The 17046-nt window shown below is 60.3% G+C and carries 15 protein-coding genes and 3 pseudogenes; 7 read left to right on the top strand and 11 right to left on the bottom strand.

The features are described from left to right. Positions 1-33: 33 nt before the first annotated feature. Positions 34-696, bottom strand: a complete 663-nt coding sequence (locus tag Q1W70_RS16860) for a LysE family translocator (RefSeq protein WP_166591052.1) — start codon at positions 694-696, stop codon at positions 34-36. A gap of 150 nt (positions 697-846) precedes the next feature. On the opposite strand from Q1W70_RS16860, the gene alaC reads away from it, so the two are divergent. Further along, positions 847-2055: an alanine transaminase gene (alaC, locus tag Q1W70_RS16855; RefSeq protein WP_166591051.1), complete on the top strand. Its 1209-nt coding sequence runs from the start codon at positions 847-849 to the stop codon at positions 2053-2055. Positions 2056-2112: 57 nt separating this feature from the next. Here the strand turns inward: alaC and Q1W70_RS16850 are convergent, their stop codons facing one another. Then, positions 2113-3465, bottom strand: coding sequence for a GntP family permease (locus Q1W70_RS16850; protein ID WP_095169799.1), 1353 nt, complete (start codon positions 3463-3465; stop codon positions 2113-2115). A gap of 82 nt (positions 3466-3547) precedes the next feature. Continuing rightward, a complete protein-coding gene (locus tag Q1W70_RS16845) occupies positions 3548-4081 on the bottom strand; it encodes a gluconokinase (RefSeq protein WP_166591050.1) in 534 nt (177 codons plus the stop codon). 215 nt (positions 4082-4296) lie between these two features. Between Q1W70_RS16845 and gntR the strand changes: the two genes are divergently transcribed. After that, complete coding sequence (gene gntR / locus Q1W70_RS16840; protein WP_166591049.1) at positions 4297-5328, top strand: HTH-type transcriptional regulator GntR; 1032 nt, start codon at positions 4297-4299, stop codon at positions 5326-5328. Positions 5329-5340: 12 nt separating this feature from the next. Here gntR and Q1W70_RS16835 read toward each other — a convergent pair whose 3' ends face one another. Then, positions 5341-6219, bottom strand: coding sequence for a LysR family transcriptional regulator (locus tag Q1W70_RS16835; protein WP_166591048.1), 879 nt, complete (start codon positions 6217-6219; stop codon positions 5341-5343). A gap of 120 nt (positions 6220-6339) precedes the next feature. On the opposite strand from Q1W70_RS16835, the gene Q1W70_RS16830 reads away from it, so the two are divergent. Further along, a complete protein-coding gene (locus Q1W70_RS16830) occupies positions 6340-6771 on the top strand; it encodes a PACE efflux transporter (RefSeq protein WP_166591047.1) in 432 nt (143 codons plus the stop codon). 56 nt (positions 6772-6827) lie between these two features. Here the strand turns inward: Q1W70_RS16830 and Q1W70_RS27330 are convergent. Together Q1W70_RS27330 and Q1W70_RS27325 are read right to left on the bottom strand one after the other, a co-directional pair. After that, positions 6828-7259, bottom strand: a pseudogene (locus tag Q1W70_RS27330) (methyl-accepting chemotaxis protein); the annotation flags it as partial. 111 nt (positions 7260-7370) lie between these two features. Next, positions 7371-8042: pseudogene (locus tag Q1W70_RS27325) on the bottom strand (PAS domain-containing protein); the annotation flags it as partial. A 691-nt stretch (positions 8043-8733) separates the two neighbouring features. On the opposite strand from Q1W70_RS27325, the gene Q1W70_RS16820 reads away from it, so the two are divergent. Continuing rightward, a complete protein-coding gene (locus Q1W70_RS16820) occupies positions 8734-9141 on the top strand; it encodes a GNAT family N-acetyltransferase (RefSeq protein ID WP_166591045.1) in 408 nt (135 codons plus the stop codon). A 16-nt stretch (positions 9142-9157) separates the two neighbouring features. Here Q1W70_RS16820 and def read toward each other — a convergent pair. The 3 genes and pseudogenes from def to Q1W70_RS16805 all read right to left on the bottom strand — a co-directional run. Then, positions 9158-9688: pseudogene (gene def, locus Q1W70_RS16815) on the bottom strand (peptide deformylase); the annotation flags it as partial. Between the two features lie 2 nt (positions 9689-9690). After that, positions 9691-10641 carry a YihY/virulence factor BrkB family protein gene (locus tag Q1W70_RS16810; RefSeq protein WP_159997587.1) on the bottom strand — a complete coding sequence of 317 codons (951 nt, stop codon included), beginning with the start codon at positions 10639-10641 and terminating at the stop codon, positions 9691-9693. 168 nt (positions 10642-10809) lie between these two features. Further along, the gene (locus Q1W70_RS16805; RefSeq protein ID WP_166591043.1) at positions 10810-11001 is read right to left on the bottom strand and encodes a CsbD family protein; all 192 of its coding nucleotides are present in this window, start codon (positions 10999-11001) and stop codon (positions 10810-10812) included. Positions 11002-11200: 199 nt separating this feature from the next. On the opposite strand from Q1W70_RS16805, the gene Q1W70_RS16800 reads away from it, so the two are divergent. After that, a complete protein-coding gene (locus tag Q1W70_RS16800; protein ID WP_166591042.1) occupies positions 11201-11578 on the top strand; it encodes a hypothetical protein in 378 nt (125 codons plus the stop codon). 45 nt (positions 11579-11623) lie between these two features. On the opposite strand, the gene fadD1 is transcribed toward Q1W70_RS16800, so the two are convergent. Then, complete coding sequence (gene fadD1 / locus Q1W70_RS16795) at positions 11624-13324, bottom strand: long-chain-fatty-acid--CoA ligase FadD1 (RefSeq protein ID WP_166591041.1); 1701 nt, start codon at positions 13322-13324, stop codon at positions 11624-11626. 329 nt (positions 13325-13653) lie between these two features. Then, positions 13654-15342, bottom strand: a complete 1689-nt coding sequence (gene fadD2, locus Q1W70_RS16790; RefSeq protein ID WP_166591040.1) for a long-chain-fatty-acid--CoA ligase FadD2 — start codon at positions 15340-15342, stop codon at positions 13654-13656. A 197-nt stretch (positions 15343-15539) separates the two neighbouring features. Here fadD2 and Q1W70_RS16785 point away from each other — a divergent pair, with 197 nt between their 5' ends. Both Q1W70_RS16785 and Q1W70_RS16780 read left to right on the top strand, forming a co-directional pair. Further along, positions 15540-16484 carry an alpha/beta hydrolase gene (locus Q1W70_RS16785; protein ID WP_166591039.1) on the top strand — a complete coding sequence of 315 codons (945 nt, stop codon included), beginning with the start codon at positions 15540-15542 and terminating at the stop codon, positions 16482-16484. A 44-nt stretch (positions 16485-16528) separates the two neighbouring features. Beyond that, positions 16529-16999, top strand: a complete 471-nt coding sequence (locus tag Q1W70_RS16780) for a MaoC family dehydratase (protein ID WP_093425453.1) — start codon at positions 16529-16531, stop codon at positions 16997-16999. The last annotated feature ends 47 nt before the right edge of the window (positions 17000-17046 follow it).

The raw sequence follows: 17046 nt of genomic DNA, 5'->3' as shown, positions 1-17046 counted from the left end.
TGGGAGTATAGAAGCGAAACCCAATTCCCCCAGTCACAGCCCAGGAAGTTCTGCCAGAGCGCCACCGCCGATAAACTCCTGATAACCCGATAGGATCACGTAGACCGCGAAATAGCAGAAGATCGCTGCAGATGCCAGGTAGCTATAGCGCAGCAGTTTATCACCCAGCAGTTTGCCGCCCTGGGTTGCTGCCAGGCAAAGGGCCAGGCACCAGAGCAGTCCGGCGCAAAAGAACCCGGCCAGGAACAACCCGGCACTGGCCAGGCTATTGCCGCCTGCACGGGCAATCAGGGTCCCGCCCACCGCGGCGAACCAGAGAATGGCACTGGGGGAGGACATCGCCAGGAAAATCCCGCGAAAGAACTCCCGACGATGGGAGCCGCCGCTGACCTCTGCCGTCTGCGCCAGCGCGGTGCTGTGGTAGATCGCCGAGTAGATCATCTTCGCCGCGAAGTACAGCAACAAGACCGAACCGCCGACCCACAACACCCAGCGTACCGTCGAGTACTGCAGCAGCACTGTCATGCCGGCCAGCGCCAGCACCGCGTAGACCAGGTCGCCGACACAGGTGCCCAGGCCCAGGGCAAACCCTTGGAAATAGCCGCGCTGCATGGCCAGGGTGATCATTGCAATGTTGGCCACGCCGATATCCAGGCACAGCGAAAGGCTCAGTAGAAAGCCGCTGGAGAACTCCATTTTTTTATCCTGTTGCTGTCAGTGCCGGGGAAAAAAGTTGCTGGGTGCCTCTGGACAAGCGGCCATCGGCGCCCTTATCGTGCGCCCAGACCACCGCAGTGGTCAGCGTCGCTCGGACGGTTCCGGGCGCTCACGTTATCAGAGGCAACAATGGCAGACCAAGGTTCGCCGCGCCGCTTTGCGCGCATAGATCGACTCCCCCCTTACGTATTCAATATCACTGCCGAGCTGAAGATGGCCGCCCGTCGTCGTGGCGAAGACATCATCGACTTGAGCATGGGCAACCCCGACGGCCCGACTCCGCCCCACATCGTCGACAAACTGGTCACCGTCGCCCAGCGCGAAGACACCCACGGCTACTCCACGTCCAAAGGCATTCCGCGCCTGCGCCGGGCCATTTCCCGCTGGTACAAGGATCGCTACGAGGTCGACATCGACCCGGAACACGAAGCCATCGTCACCATCGGTTCCAAGGAAGGCCTGGCGCACCTGATGCTCGCCACCCTGGACCAGGGCGACACCGTGCTGGTGCCCAATCCGAGCTACCCGATCCACATCTACGGTGCCGTGATTGCCGGTGCCCAGGTGCGTTCGGTGCCGCTGATTCCGGGCGTGGACTTCTTTGCGGAGCTGGAACGGGCCATTCGTGGCTCAATCCCGAAACCGAAGATGATGATCCTCGGTTTCCCGTCCAACCCGACCGCGCAGTGCGTGGAGCTGGACTTCTTCGAGCGGGTGATCGCCCTCGCCAAGCAGTACGACGTCCTCGTCGTGCACGACCTGGCCTACGCCGACATCGTCTACGACGGCTGGAAAGCCCCGTCGATCATGCAGGTGCCGGGTGCCAAGGACATTGCCGTGGAATTTTTCACCCTGTCCAAGAGCTACAACATGGCCGGCTGGCGGATCGGCTTCATGGTCGGCAACCCGGAACTGGTCAACGCGCTGGCGCGGATCAAGAGCTACCACGACTACGGCACCTTCACCCCGCTGCAAGTGGCTGCTATCGCTGCACTGGAAGGCGACCAGCAGTGCGTCAAGGACATCGCCGAGCAATACCGGCAACGCCGCAACGTGCTGGTCAAGGGCCTGCATGAACTGGGCTGGATGGTCGAGAACCCGAAAGCCTCGATGTATGTCTGGGCCAAGATCCCCGAAGCCTATGCCCACCTGGGCTCGCTGGAGTTCGCCAAGAAGCTGCTGGCCGAGGCCAAGGTGTGTGTGTCGCCCGGGGTGGGTTTTGGAGAGTACGGCGACGACCACGTGCGCTTCGCCCTGATCGAGAACCAGGACCGGATTCGCCAGGCGGTACGGGGGATTCGCGGGATGTTTCGCGCGGATGGGTTAGTCACCAAGTAAAACGATCACTCACAAAAAAACCGCATCGCTGCGGTTTTTTTGTGTCTGGCGAAACGCTTAGACGAACAGCGACAACAGCAGGATGAAGCCCAGCGCTACGATGGACAGAATGGTCTCCATCGCGGTCCAGGTCTTGAAGGTTTCCGCCACGGTCATGTTGAAGTACTGCTTGACCAGCCAGAAGCCCGCGTCATTGACGTGGGACAGGATCAGCGAGCCAGCACCGGTGGCCAGCACCAGCAGCTCACGGTTGACCCCTGGAATCATCCCCACCACCGGCACCACGATGCCCGCACCGGTAATGGTTGCGACGGTGGCCGAACCGGTGGCGATACGAATCACCGCCGCCACCAGCCAGGCCAGCAGGATCGGCGAGATCTGGGCGCTCACGGCCATATGACCGATCACATCACCGACACCACTGGTCACCAGCATCTGCTTGAAGCCACCACCGGCACCGATGATCAGAATGATCGCGGCGGTCGGCGCGAGGCTGGCATCCAGCAGCTTGAGGATGCGCTTGGAGTCGATACCCTGGCGATGGCCGAAGGTGTACAGCGACAGCAGCAACGCCAACAGCAGCGCCGAGATCGGGTGACCGATCATGTCCATCCAGGTACGGAAGAAGTTGCCGTCCGGCAGGGCGACGTCGGCGAAGGTCTTGAGCAGCATCAGGAACACCGGCAACAGCACGGTGAACAGGGTAATGCTGAAGCTTGGCAGGCTGGCCGAATCCGGTTCGCGGGCCAGTTGATCCACCAGTTCCTGGTTAGGGTGACCGGGGATGTACTTGGCGATGAACGTACCGTAGATCGGACCGGCAATGATCGCCGTCGGCAGGGCCACGATCAGGCCGTACAGAATGGTTTTACCGATGTCGGCGCCAAATACCCCGATGGCCAGCAACGGCCCCGGGTGCGGCGGCACCAGGCCGTGCACCGCCGACAGACCGGCCAGCAGCGGGATACCGATCTTGATGATCGACACGCCTGTGCGCCGGGCCACGATGAACACCAGCGGGATCAGCAGCACGAAGCCGATTTCGAAGAACAGCGGGATGCCCACCAGGAAGGCGGCAAACATCATCGCCCACTGCACCCGCTCTTTACCGAACGAGCGGATCAGGGTCTGGGCGATCTGGTCGGCCCCGCCCGATTCGGCCATCATTTTGCCGAGCATGGTGCCCAGCGCCAGGATGATGCCGACAAACCCCAGTACCCCGCCAAAGCCGTCCTGGAACGCCTTGATGATGGTGCCGATCGGCATGCCCGATGTCAGGCCGAGGAACGCCGCGGCGATGATCAGCGCAATGAAGGGGTGGAACTTGAACTTGGTGATCAGGACAATCAAGCCGATCACCGTGACCACTGCATCAAGCAGCAGGAACGAGTCGTGGGACATGCCGAACATTAGGGGTGACTCCTGGTTGTTGTTGTTATTGAAGCGGGTAATTCGAAAGCCATCAGGACAGCGCTACCTTTGAAAACAAAACTCATGAGGCGAGCTTCAGGCCGTGCCCAAGCCACCAATGGTGGGCTTGCGCGGCCAATTGCTCGACGCTGTGGGTCGAAGCATCCAGCGCCAGGGTCAGCGCTTCCCCGACCGGGGACTCGAGCGTGGCGAACTGGCTGTCGATCAGGGTCGACGGCATGAAGTGGTCCGGACGATGGGACACCCGATCGGCGGCCACTTCCCGGGTCAGCTCCAGGAACACGAAACCCAGGCCCGGCAAGGCGCTACGCAAGCGCTCGCGATAACTGAGCTTGAGCGCCGAACAGGTCAGCACCGGGCGCTGGCCCGTGGCGTCCACGCGACGTAACTCGGCGCACAGGCTGTCGAGCCAGCCGGCACGGTCGTCGTCGTTCAAGGGAATACCGGCACTCATCTTTTCGATGTTGGCCGCAGGATGAAAGCTGTCGCCTTCGATGCCGGTCGCGCCGCTGAGCTGGCACAAGGCCTCGCTGACGCTGGACTTGCCGCAGCCGGCCACGCCCATGATAACCAGGGCGGAGATTGGTTGACTCATGTAACACCTCAGCGCGAAGACAGCGCTACCTTTGCTCATTGAGACTCTAGTGCAAACGCAGCCATTGCCGACGTCTTCTTGTCATTTTTATGGGTTGCCGCACGTTCTTGCCCAACGCCGAATAGCAGGGATCAGGCAACCCCCGCTCATTCATTTGCAGCCGCATCGAGACAGCGCTACCTTAGTGCCTTGAATTTTGTTTGGCAAGCCGCCCGATGACCTCCATTAAAAACGATAAGAATCCCCGCACCACTGGTCGCCCTACCCTCAATGAAGTTGCCCGCCTGGCGGGGGTCAGCCCGATCACCGCGTCCCGCGCCTTGCGTGGGGTGAGTACGGTGGCCACCGAACTGGTGGAAAAGGTCCAGCAGGCCGCCCTCGAACTCAATTATGTGGTCAACCCGGCCGCTCGTGCGCTGGCCTCGGCCCAGAGCCATTCGGTGGTGGTGCTGGTGCCGTCGCTGTCGAACCTGCTGTTTATCGACACCCTGGAAGCCATTCACCAGGTGCTGCGCCCCAAGGGCTTCGAAGTGCTGATCGGCAACTTCCACTACTCCCGTGACGAAGAAGAAAACCTGCTGCGCAACTACATGGCCTATCAGCCACGTGGTCTGCTGCTGACCGGCTTTGACCGCACCGAAAGTTCGCGGCGGATGATCGAGGCCAGCAACATTCCCTGCGTGTACATGATGGAACTGGACAGCGCTGCCGGGGTGAACTGTGTCGGTTTCTCCCAACTCAGCGCCGGCGAAACGGCCGCTGAGCACTTGCTGTCCCGGGGCCGCAAGCGCCTGGCGTACATCGGTGCGCAACTGGATCAGCGCACCTTGCTGCGCGGTGAAGGGTTCCGTCGGGCCTTGCAGAAGGCCGGTCGCTACGACCCGGCCCTGGAAGTGCTGACCCCGCGCGCGTCATCCGTGGGCCTGGGCGGCGAGTTGTTCCTGCAACTGCTGGCGGCCCATCCGGAGGTCGACGGGATCTTTTTCGGCAACGACGACCTGGCCCAGGGCGCATTGCTCGAAGCCCTGCGCCATGGCATCCAGATTCCCCAGCAGGTGGCGATTCTCGGTTTCAACGACTTGCCGATGTCCGAGCACATGGTGCCGCGCTTGAGCAGCATCTATACCCCCCGCGAGGCCATTGGTCGGCGCGCGGCGGAACAGATGCTGACATTGATGGCGGGCAACAAGGTGGCGCGGCCGGTGGAAGACATGGGCTTTGAACTGAAAATCCGCGAAAGCAGCTGATTCAGGCCGACCTTACGTCGGCTGGCCGAGGAGATCGACCAGGGCCAATGCGCCCTTTTGCAGCGGCTGGCTCTTGAGCCATACCGCATGCACCGGCAACACCAGGCCGTTTTCGATGTTGCGGAAATTCAGCCGTTTCAAGCGCCCTGAATCCAGGCGCGCTTGCACCACCGACAGGGGGAAATTACCCCAGCCCAACCCCGCCTCGACCATCTCCAGTGCTGTTTCCAGGTTGTCGGTGCGCCAGCAGGATTCGGCCACCAGCGGCCGGGTCTCGCTGATCGGCAGATCGCGGCTGGCGACAACGATCTGCCGCACGTGCACCAGGTCTTCGAGAAACAGATCCTGCCCCTGCAGCAACGGACTGTCCGCCGCCAGGGTGGCGATCATTCGCTCACTGCCGACGAACTGAAAACGCTCCAGCACATTCATGCTCAGCCCGGCAAACGCCAGGCACAGGCTGACGCGCCCGCTGTGCAGCATCGCCAGCACGTCATCCTGCGGCGCCGTCAGCACTTCGATGTCGAGCAACGGGTGGTGCTCGGCAAGCACCTTGATTGCCGCCAGCAAGCGGCGCCGGTCTATATCCGCGACCACGCCAATCGACAGCTTGCTTTCCAGCCCCAGCGACAACTGCACCGCGTGCACCTGCAACTGTTTGAGCTGCTCGGCAATCAGCCGCGCATGGGGCACCAGTGAGTTGGCCATGGCAGTGGGTTGGGGTTCGCGGTGACTGCGGTCGAACAACGGATAACCGAGCTCCGCCTCCAGGTTGGCAATGCCCATGCTCACCGCCGAAGGCACCCTGCCCAGGGCTCGGGCAGCCGCGGAAAATGAGCCGCGCTCAATCACGGCAAGAAACAGTTCGATGCTGTCGCTGTTGAAATTCACGGAATCAACCTATCAATAAAACTGAAAGTTACTGACTTTTTCTGTCACCTCCATTGAAGCTATCTTTCGCCGCCTGCGCCAGCCCCCCTGGCCATCAAGCACTGGAAAAGAGGCAAACTCATGCAAGGCGTCAAACGCAAACTGGTCTACGTATCGCTCTACGAGGTGATCGGCATGACCTTCTCCGCCCTCGGCCTGGCCTTGCTGTCCGGCACTTCGCCAGGCAGCACCGGGCCGCTGGCGGTGATCATCACCAGCATCGCGGTGAGTTGGAATTTCATCTACACCTCGTTGTTCGAGCGCTGGGAGAGCCGCCAGGCATCACGCACCCGCACCGTCAAGCGACGCATCGCCCACGCTGTCGGGTTTCAACTGACGTTGATCGTGTTCCTGATCCCGTTGATTGCCTGGTGGATGCACATCAGCCTGGTGCAGGCCTTCCTGCTGGACCTGGCGCTGATCCTCTTCATCCCCTGCTACACCTTTGCGTTCAACTGGCTGTTCGACCGCACCTTCGGTTTGCCAGCCTCGGCATTGCCCGACCCGGCCTGAAGCCAAAGGCGCGGACAAGGCTGCCGAACACGTGCGCAGCCTTCGCCTCCCACCCGTCAGTGCAACTGCAGGGTTTCATTGAACTGGCTGATGGCATCCACCACATGCCGTGACCCCTGCTGAATCTCCAGGATCACCTCGCCCGCCTCATTGGCCAACTCCACCCCCAGTCCGGTGCGGCTCAAACTCGACTGCATGCTCGAAACCGCGCTCAACGACAGGTCGTGGTTCTTGCGTACCACGTCGACAATTTCCAAGGTTGCCTTGCTGGTGCGCGCCGCAAGGCTGCGCACCTCGTCGGCCACCACGGCAAAACCGCGTCCATGCTCCCCGGCCCGCGCGGCTTCAATGGCGGCGTTGAGGGCCAGCAGGTTGGTCTGGTCGGCAATCCCGCGAATGGTCTGCACAATGGTGCCGATGATGTCGGACTGCTTGCTGACCGCATCGATGCTCAGCGCAGCCTGGTTCAGGTCCTGGGAGATCTGCTCGATGATCTGCACCGTCTGCTGCACCACCTGCGAGCCCTTCTGGGCACAGGCATCATTTTGCACCGAGGTCGAATGAGCGGCTTCGGCGGCCGATTGCAGGGTGGTCACCTGCTGGGTGATGTCGCTGGCAAACTTGACCACTTTGTACAGCCGGCCCTTGGCGTCGAAGATCGGGTTGTAGGAAGCTTCCAGGAATACGATACGCCCGAACTTGTCGACCCGTTCGAAGCGGTGGGAGTGATATTCGCCACGGTTGAGCGAGGCCCAGAATGCCTTGTAGCTCGCCGACTCGCTTTCCGCGCGGTGACAGAACAGGCTGTGATGCTGGCCCACCACTTCGCCCGCGGAGTAATGCATGGTCTGCAGGAAGTTGTCGTTGGCGCTGATGACCCTGCCGTCAGGGGAGAACTCGATCACCGCCATCGCCCGGCCCAGGGCGTTTACCAGGGCCTGGTTCTCATGTTCCTTGATGACCCGGGCGGTGATGTCCGTGGCCACCTTGATCACGCTGTGCACCTGCCGGTCGGCACCGATCACCGGCATGTAGCTGGCTTCGAGCCAGACCTCCTGGCCCTTCTTGTTCAGGCGCTGGAAGGTCCCACTGCTGGGTTCGCCGCGCTCCAGCTCACGCCAGAAGCGTTGGTACTCCTCGCTCTTGGCGTAATCGCCTTCGCAAAAGATCCGATGGTGCTTGCCGCGTATTTCTTCAAGGGAGTACCCCACCGCCTTGCAGAAGTTTTCATTGGCATCGAGGATCACCCCGGCAGGGTCGAACTCGATCATCGCCATCGAGCGACTGACCGCCGCCAGCTTGGCGTTGGCCTCGCTCAAGGCACAACTGAATCGTTGGATTTCGAGCAGATCAGACTTGTGATGTAGGTTAAACATGGTCGTATCACCCTAAGCGCGGTCTTTTGATAGATGAAAGTACTTCGGTCTTTCAACGGATCCACCACAACGTTCCATGGAACAGGTACACGCCTCCCTCCAGCGCAAGGACAGATAAGGTGATAAATGAGGTTTAATCGCAGAGTCCGCCGGGTAACGTTCTAGTCCGGACATCCTTGATCAGGAATATCAGTGCTGAGCATAGACAGGCTCTGCACGGATGCAAGGCCATTAATAAGCCACCACTGAGGACAAAATCGGTTCAGCACACGCCAGGCACTCGGATCAATGCAGGACACTCTGGCAGCGAGGGGTGACGGGCGTAGAACTGGATACGGAGCCCGATTGCCGGGCTCCGTCGAGAAGGGTCTGACTAGTGGCCGAATATGCCGACCTTCTTGGCTTTCTTGTCGGCGCGTTTTTCATCGGCGCTTTTTGCCGGTTTTTTCTTCGCTGCTTTTTTTGAATCCATGCCTTTGGCCATGATACTGACTCCACTCATACGGGATGTGAGTTCAGGTATACACCTATCGCGGCGCGCACGTTCTTTTATAATCCACCGCTTTGCAGATCGACGACCTCTTTGATGCCCCACACCCAGTACACACAGCTAGATGACGCGCTGTGGCCCTTGATGAACAAGTTCTACCGTCGCCATCAATCATCGATGAAAGCGGTACGGGACGCACAATTGTGGGTCGGTAAACGCGATGAGATAGTCGCCGGCCTGTGTTTGCGGCCCATGGCCGAAGGGCTCTGGCTGACGGGACTGCTGGTTGATCCGGCCTGTCGCGGCCAGGGCGTGGCAGCGGCGTTGATGGCCCACGCGCTGGCAACGGTCACCCAGCCGGTGTGGCTGTTGTGCCACCCGGACCTGCGTGAGTTCTATCAGGGCAATGGCTTCAGCGCCGGCCCGCAACTGCCCTACGCGCTGGCCGAGCGCCTGCTGCGCTATAGCCGCAGCAAGCCGATGATTGCCATGGGGCGTGGCTGATCGGGATCACTCGTCCCGCGCTGGGTCGAGACTCGGGGCACATCACGTCGATAAAGCCAAACTTGGTAAAGTCGCTGATCCGCGACGGGTACAGTCGGCCGATCAGGTGATCACATTCGTGCTGCACCACGCGAGCATGAAACCCCGAGGCAATACGCACGATCGGCTCGCCCTTGGGATCGACGCCCTCATAACGAATGTGCTCGTAGCGCTGCACCGCACCCCGCAACCCGGGCACTGACAGACACCCTTCGAAGCCCTCCTCCAGGGTGGGCGCCAGCGGGGTGATCAGCGGGTTGATCAGGATGGTCTGCGGCACGGCTTCCGCGTCGGGGTAACGCTCGCTGTGTTCAAAGCCGAAGATCACCAGTTGCAGGTCGACGCCAATCTGCGGCGCGGCCAGGCCGACCCCGCCGACGCTTTCCATGGTCTGGAACATGTCGTCGATCAACTGCCACAGTTCGGGGCTGTCGAACATCTGCGCCGGGACTGGTGGGGCAACACGCAGCAGGCGCGGATCGCCCATTTTGAGAATTTCACGGATCATGGTCAGGCTTCGTCAGTGGTCGGCTTGAGCGAGTGGTCCCGTCCCAGTCCCGAAACGTGGTGTTTATGTGCGTGGTCGTGCTCGCCCGGAACCTTTTCGCCGGGGTCCTTGCCTTCACTCGACATGTGTTCGATCACCGCATTCATCTCCGCTCCCAGCAACAGCACCGCAGCGGAAATATAGAAGTACAGCAACAGCACGATGATCGCGCCGATACTGCCATACATAGCGTTGTAGTTGGCGAAGGTTTTCACGTAGAAACCAAACCCCAGGGACGCGATGATCCACACCACCACGGCCAGCACCGAGCCTGGGGTGATGAAGCGGAACTCCTGCTTCACGTCCGGCATCACGTAGTAGATCAGGGCCACCGCAATCATCAGCAGAATCACGATCACCGGCCAGCGCAAAATGGTCCAGACCGTGACGATGAACTCCTGCATGCCAATCTGCGAGGCGATCCATTCCATCACCTGCGGGCCCAGCACCATCAGGGCCGCCGCCACCAACAGCATGCCGGCGATTCCGACGGTGTAGAAAATCGACAGCGGGAAGCGCTTCCAGATCGGCCGGCCTTCGACCACGTCGTAGGCGGCGTTCATCGCGCTCATCATCAGCCGCACGCCAGCCGAGGCGGTCCACAGGGCGATGACGATACCCACCGAGAGCAACCCGCCCTTGGATTGCTGCAACTGGTCAATCACCGGGTTCACTTGCTCCAGAGCCTGGGGCGGCAACACCAGTTCCGATTGCAGGCGCAACCAGGAGAAGAAGTCCGGCAAGTGCAGGAACCCGATCAGGGCGATCAGGAACAGGATGAAAGGAAACAGCGAGAACAGCATCTGATAGGCCAGCGCCGAAGCATAGGTCGACATCTCGTCGTCGACGAATTCGGTGACCGTGCGCATCATCACGCGATGCAGGGGCAAGCCTTTCAAATCCGGGAAAATCATAGCGTCTCCTTTCGCCGCAATCAGGTTGTAGTCGGGGGCGACTCAGGGGCCGTTTTCTACAACAAGGTAACCTGTTTGGCGACCTTGAAACAATTTCCACGCATTGCTTAACCATAGTCGACAAAAAAACGGCCATCCGCGGATGGCCGTCTCCCGACCTTGCGGCAATCAGGCCTTGTCGATCGTTTTCTTGACCGCATCCTTGGCATTGCCGAGCGCTTGCTGGGCTTCGCCTTTCTTTTCCTGGATCTTGCCTTCGGTCTGCAGTTTTGGATTGTCGGTGGCTTTACCGACACCCTGCTTGATGTTGCCGACAGCCTCGTTGGCCAAGCCTTTCACTTTATCGCCCGTACTGCTCATGGTCTTTCTCCTGTGAACATTCAAAGGTCAGTGTCGTTACGTAGAGGTTGACCGGCGGGTGTGTGGCGGAGTTTCATTTATTTTCACTGCATCATTTCATCGCCAGATGCAGGTTGGGCTTTATGTTTGTGGGCTTTGCCGGGAGAATGCGCAACGTATTCAGGCCTTGGCGCTGAACGTCCAATCCCGTAGGAACGTTATGAAACTCGATAAAAAGCAGGCCATTGCCCGCAGAAACCAGGAACTGGGTGGTGCCGTGCTTGGCGTCAACAACTGCCACTTCGCCGAACTGAACCGCAACCGCAACATCTGGTGGTTCGATATCCCGGTGGCCCGTCTGGCCGTTGGTCAGTACGAGTGGATTCACCTGCTGATGCACACCCCGGACACCGACCAGTTGCTGCACCTGAAAGTGCCGACCGTGTTCCTGCGGGAAAAACTCGAAGGCCTGGTGGTGCGCAACGAAGGCAAGCGCAAGGCAGCCTTGAGCCTGGAGCTGAGCGCCGACAAGGACTCCTTCCTGCAGGACATGCGCCCGGCCGGCACCCATGTGAATTTTGCGCCGTTCCAGCAGTAACGCTTCGCGCATAAAAAACCCCGCATCGGCGGGGTTTTTTATGGGTCAGGCGCTGACCTTCTTCAAACCGAGCTTCTTCAGCTCTTCATCCCGCAGTTCACGACGCAGGATCTTACCGACGTTGGTGGTCGGCAGCGCATCGCGGAACTCGACAGCCTTGGGCACCTTGTAGCCCGTGACGTTGGCGCGCATGTGCGTCATCACCTGTTCTTTGGTCAAGGTCACGCCCGGTTTGGCGACGATGAAAATCTTGATCGCCTCGCCCGATTTTTCGTCCGGCACGCCAATGGCCGCGCACTGCAGCACGCCTGGCAGAGTGGCCAGCACGTCTTCCAGTTCGTTCGGGTAGACGTTGAAACCGGAGACCAGAATCATGTCCTTCTTGCGGTCGACAATGCGCATGTAGCCATCCGGCTGGATCAGCGCGATGTCACCGGTCTTCAACCAGCCTTCGCTGTCGAGCATTTCATCGGTGGCTTCCTGGCGCTGCCAGTAGCCCTTCATCACCTGTGGCCCCTTCACGCAGAGCTCGCCGATTTCGCCCAGCGGCTGCTCGACGCCCTCGTCATTGATGACCTTGCACAGGGTCGAAGGCACCGGAATCCCGATGGTGCCGATCTGGATGTTCTGGATCGGGTTGACCGTGGCCACCGGACTGGTCTCGGTCATGCCGTAACCTTCGCAGATCGGGCAACCGGTGACTTCTTTCCAGCGTTCGGCGGCGGCCAGTTGCAGGGCCATACCACCCGACAGGGTGATCTTGAGCGCCGAGAAGTCCAGCTTGCGGAAGGCTTCGTTGTTGCACAGCGCGACAAACAAGGTGTTCAAGCCGACAAACCCGCTGAACTTCCACTTCGACAGTTCCTTGACCATCGCCGGCAGGTCGCGCGGGTTGCTGATCAGGATGTTGTGGTTGCCGATCAGCATCATTGCCATGCAATGAAAGGTGAAGGCATAGATGTGGTACAGCGGCAGCGGAGTAATCAGGATCTCGCAGCCTTCGTGCAGGTTGGAGCCCATCAGCGCCTTGCACTGCAGCATGTTCGCCACCAGGTTGCGGTGGGTCAACATCGCGCCCTTGGCCACACCGGTGGTGCCGCCGGTGTACTGCAGTACGGCGACGTCGCTGCTGGCCGGGTTCGCCTCGGTCACCGGTTGCCCCTGGCCTTTGCTCAGCACGTCATTGAACTTGATGGCCTTGGGCAGGTTGAACGCCGGCACCATCTTCTTCACGTACTTGATCACGCTGTTGATCAACAGGCGCTTGAGCGGCGGCAGCAGGTCCGCCACTTCGGTGACGATCACATGCTTGACGCCGGTCTTGGGCACCACGGCCTCGGCCAGGTGCGCCATGTTCGCCAGGCAGACCAGGGCCTTGGCCCCGGAATCGTTGAATTGGTGTTCCATTTCCCGCGCGGTGTACAGCGGGTTGGTGTTGACCACGATCAAGCCGGCGCGGATGGCACCAAACACGGCGATCGGGTATTGCAGCAGATTCGGCAACTGTACGGCGATTCGATCACCGGGCTGCAAATCGGTATGCTGTTGCAGGTAAGCGGCAAATGCCCCGGACAGTTCATATAGCTCACCATAGGTGAGTGTCTTGCCGAGGTTGCTAAAAGCCGGTTTGTTGGCGAAGCGTTGGCAGGATTGTTTCAACACTGCCTGAATATTCGGATACTCGTCTGGATTGATATCGGCAGCAATCCCAGCTGGGTACTTATCCTTCCAAAAGTCTTCGATCATGGAAGCCCACTCCTCAGCAACGCGAATTCTTCACCGCATTTGATGCGATTATTATTGGTGTGTGTTTTTGGTGAATCTGGCTTTTACTCAAGGCCGAGAAGTCACAAAGCGCGCCGAGAGTAGCAGCTTTGCCAAGGGCCTACTAGAGCCAAACGAAGGCTCTACGGTCACGATTATGACTCAAGACCAATCAATGGTCATTTTTAGAGTAAAAATTCTATACCCCGTGAAAGCCCCGTATTACAGGGCTCCGCACGCTTCGAAAGGGACAAAAAAAGGAGCGCCCCAACTCGGGCGCCCCTTTTTGCTGCTGCGTCACTAACAATTCATTACGCGATATCGCGCAGCTCCCGACGCAGGATCTTGCCCACGGGTGTCATCGGCAACGAGTCTCGCAGCACGATGTGCTTGGGCACCTTGTAGGCGGTGAAGTTCTCTTTGCAATAAGCCTTGAGCTCTTCCAGGCTGACCCCGGCTTCACGCGCCACTACAAACAGCTTCACCGCCTCCCCGGAACGCTCGTCCGGCACGCCGATCACTGCGCAATTGGCAACTTTGGGGTGGGCCATGACCACGTCTTCGATCTCGTTGGGGTACACGTTGAAACCCGAGACGATGATCATGTCTTTCTTGCGATCGACGATGCGCACAAAACCATCCGGATCAATCACCGCAATGTCGCCAGACTTGAACCAACCCTCGGCATCCAGCACCTCGGCGGTGGCTTCGGCTTTCTGCCAGTAGCCCTTCATGATCTGCGGGCCCTTGATGCACAGCTCGCCGCGCTCACCCATGGCCTGCTCGACACCCTCGTCATTGATCACCTTCAGCGTGGTGCCCGGTACCGGCATGCCCACGGTGCCGATGCGCGACAGGTCGCCATAGGGGTTGGTGCAGGCCACCGGCGACGTCTCGGTCAGGCCGTAGCCTTCGGTGATCCGGCAACCGGTGAGCTTTTCCCAGCGCTCGGCGGTGGCCTTGACCAGTGCCGTGCCGCCGGAGTTGGTCAGCTTCAGGCTGGAGAAATCCAGGGTCTTGAAGTCCGGGTGATCCATCAACGCGACGAACAGGGTGTTGAGCCCCAGCAAGGCCGAGAAGCGCCAGTTCTTCAGTTCCTTGATAAAGCCGGCGATGTCCCGTGGGTTGGTGATCAGCACGTTATGGTTACCGGTGACCATCATGCACATGCAGTTCGCTGTGAAGGCATAGATGTGGTACAGCGGCAGCGGCGCGATCATCACTTCCTGACCTTCGCGCAACAACGGTTGTCCGTCGCGACCGAACTGGCCCAGGCAGGCACGGGCCTGCTGCATGTTGGCGACCAGGTTGCCGTGGGTCAGCATCGCGCCCTTGGCCAGGCCCGTGGTGCCGCCGGTGTATTGCAGCACCGCGACGTCATCGAGGCCGACCTTGAGCGGCTTGATGCTCTGCCCGCGGCCCATGCGCAAGGCACTTTTGAAGGAGATCGCCTGGGGCAGCTTATAGGCCGGGACCATCTTCTTGACCTTGTCCACCAGGGTATTGACCAGCCAGCCCTTGGCGGTGGGCATCAGGTCGCCCATCTTCGCTTCGATCAGGTACTGGATCTCGGTGTCGGGCAGCACCTCCTGGACTTTCTGCCCGAACATGTTCAGGTACACCAGCGCCCGGGCACCGGAGTCCTTGAACTGGTGGCGCATCTCGCGCGCGGTATACAGCGGGTTGGTGTTGACCACGATCAGGCCGGCGCGCAAGGCACCAAACACAGCAATCGGGTAATGCAGGACGTTGGGCATCTGCACCGCGATGCGATCGCCGGGCACCAGGTCAGTCTGGCTCTGCAGGAAGCCGGCGAACGCCGCACTGTAGCGTTCGAGGTCAGCGTAGGTCAGGGTCACGCCCATGTTGCTGAACGCGGGACGGTCGGCGAATTTCTTGCAGGAACGTTCGAACACCTCGATCACCGACTGATAGGCACCCAGATCAATATCATTGGGTACGCCGGCCGGGCGTTTATCATTCCAGAAATCAGCTTGCATTATTATTGTCCTCTATACCTGAGCCAATCCGGGCCGCCTGAGCGGAGCTTCTGGGACACTAGCAGTTATGGCGAATCAGGCAAATATCAGCACCAGCGTCATTGATCGCGTGAATCTTGCTGCCAAGGGCTTTGCGCATTCCCCGTCCCCGGGTGGTTGCGCTATACAATGCAGCGACCCCGTGCAAAGGAATCGCCATGATCCACGATACGTTCTGGTTGACCGCGAACGACCACAGCCAACTGTTCGTCAACCAGTGGTTGCCGGAAGGTACGCTCAAGGCGGTGATCCTGGTGTCCCACGGGATGGCGGAACATAGCGCACGCTACGCACGCCTGGCCGAACAATTGTGTAACCAGGGGTACGGCGTCTACGCCCTGGACCAGCGCGGCCACGGCCAGACCGCCACCCACGGGGTCCTGGGGCACTACGCCGACGACGATGGCTGGTGCAAAGTGGTGGGCGACCTGGCCAGCCTCAACCAGCACATCGGCCAACAGCACCCTGGCCTGCCCATTGTGCTGCTGGGCCACAGCATGGGCAGCTACATCGCCCAGGCGTACCTGCTGCACCACAGCGCCAGCCTGCATGGCGCGGTCCTCAGCGGCTCGAATTTCCAACCGGTGGCGCTCTACCGCGCAGCACGCCTGATCGCCCGCTTCGAACGCTGGCGCCAGGGCCCGACCGGGCGCAGTGCGTTGCTGGAATGGTTGACCTTCGGCTCGTTCAACAAGGCGTTCAAGCCCAATCGCACCACCTTCGACTGGCTCAGCCGCGACCCCGATGAAGTCGACAAATATGCCCACGACCCGCTCTGCGGCTTTCGCTGCACCAATCAGCTGTGGATCGACATGCTGGGCGGCTTGCAGCAAATCAGCAAAGCGTCCAATCTCGCCCAGATCGATCCGGGCCTGCCATTGTTGGTGATCGGCGGCGAATGTGATCCGGTGAGTGAGGGCAAGCGTCTCACCTCTTTGGCCGAGGCCCTGCGCCGCGCCGGCAGCCAGTGCCTGGAACTGAAGATCTACCCCCAGGCCCGGCACGAACTGTTCAATGAGAGCAACCGCGATGAAGTGACTGCGGACCTGCTCACCTGGCTGGCCGGGGCCTTGAGCCATCGCCGGCCGACCAGGACCGAATGACCTTCGGTATTTTTTCACTTAACTCGTCACAGGATCCAAGACACATGACCCAGGTTACCAACACGCCGTACGAAGCCCTCGAAGTCGGCCAGACCGCCAGCTACAGCAAGACCGTGGAAGAGCGCGACATCCAGCTGTTCGCGGCGATGTCCGGTGACCACAACCCGGTGCACCTGGACCCTGAATTCGCGGCCGCCAGCATGTTCAAGGAACGCATCGCCCACGGCATGTTCAGTGGTGCGCTGATCAGCGCCGCGGTCGCCTGCGAGCTGCCTGGGCCGGGCACCATCTACCTCGGTCAACAAATGAGCTTCCAGAAGCCGGTGAAGATCGGCGACACCCTGACCGTGCGCCTGGAAATCCTCGAAAAACTGCCCAAGTTCCGCGTGCGTATCGCCACTCGTGTGTTCAACCAGCGCGATGAACTGGTGGTAGACGGCGAGGCCGAAATCCTCGCCCCGCGCAAGCAGCAGACCGTGACCCTGCCGACCCTGCCTGCTATCAGCATCGGCTGATGTCCCGTCGCACCCAACGCTGACACCCACAACGGTGTCCGCGTGAC

It is taken from the genome of Pseudomonas kielensis, from assembly GCF_030505375.1.
Lineage (GTDB): Bacteria > Pseudomonadota > Gammaproteobacteria > Pseudomonadales > Pseudomonadaceae > Aquipseudomonas > Aquipseudomonas kielensis.
This window is presented reverse-complemented; position numbering and strand designations above follow the sequence as displayed.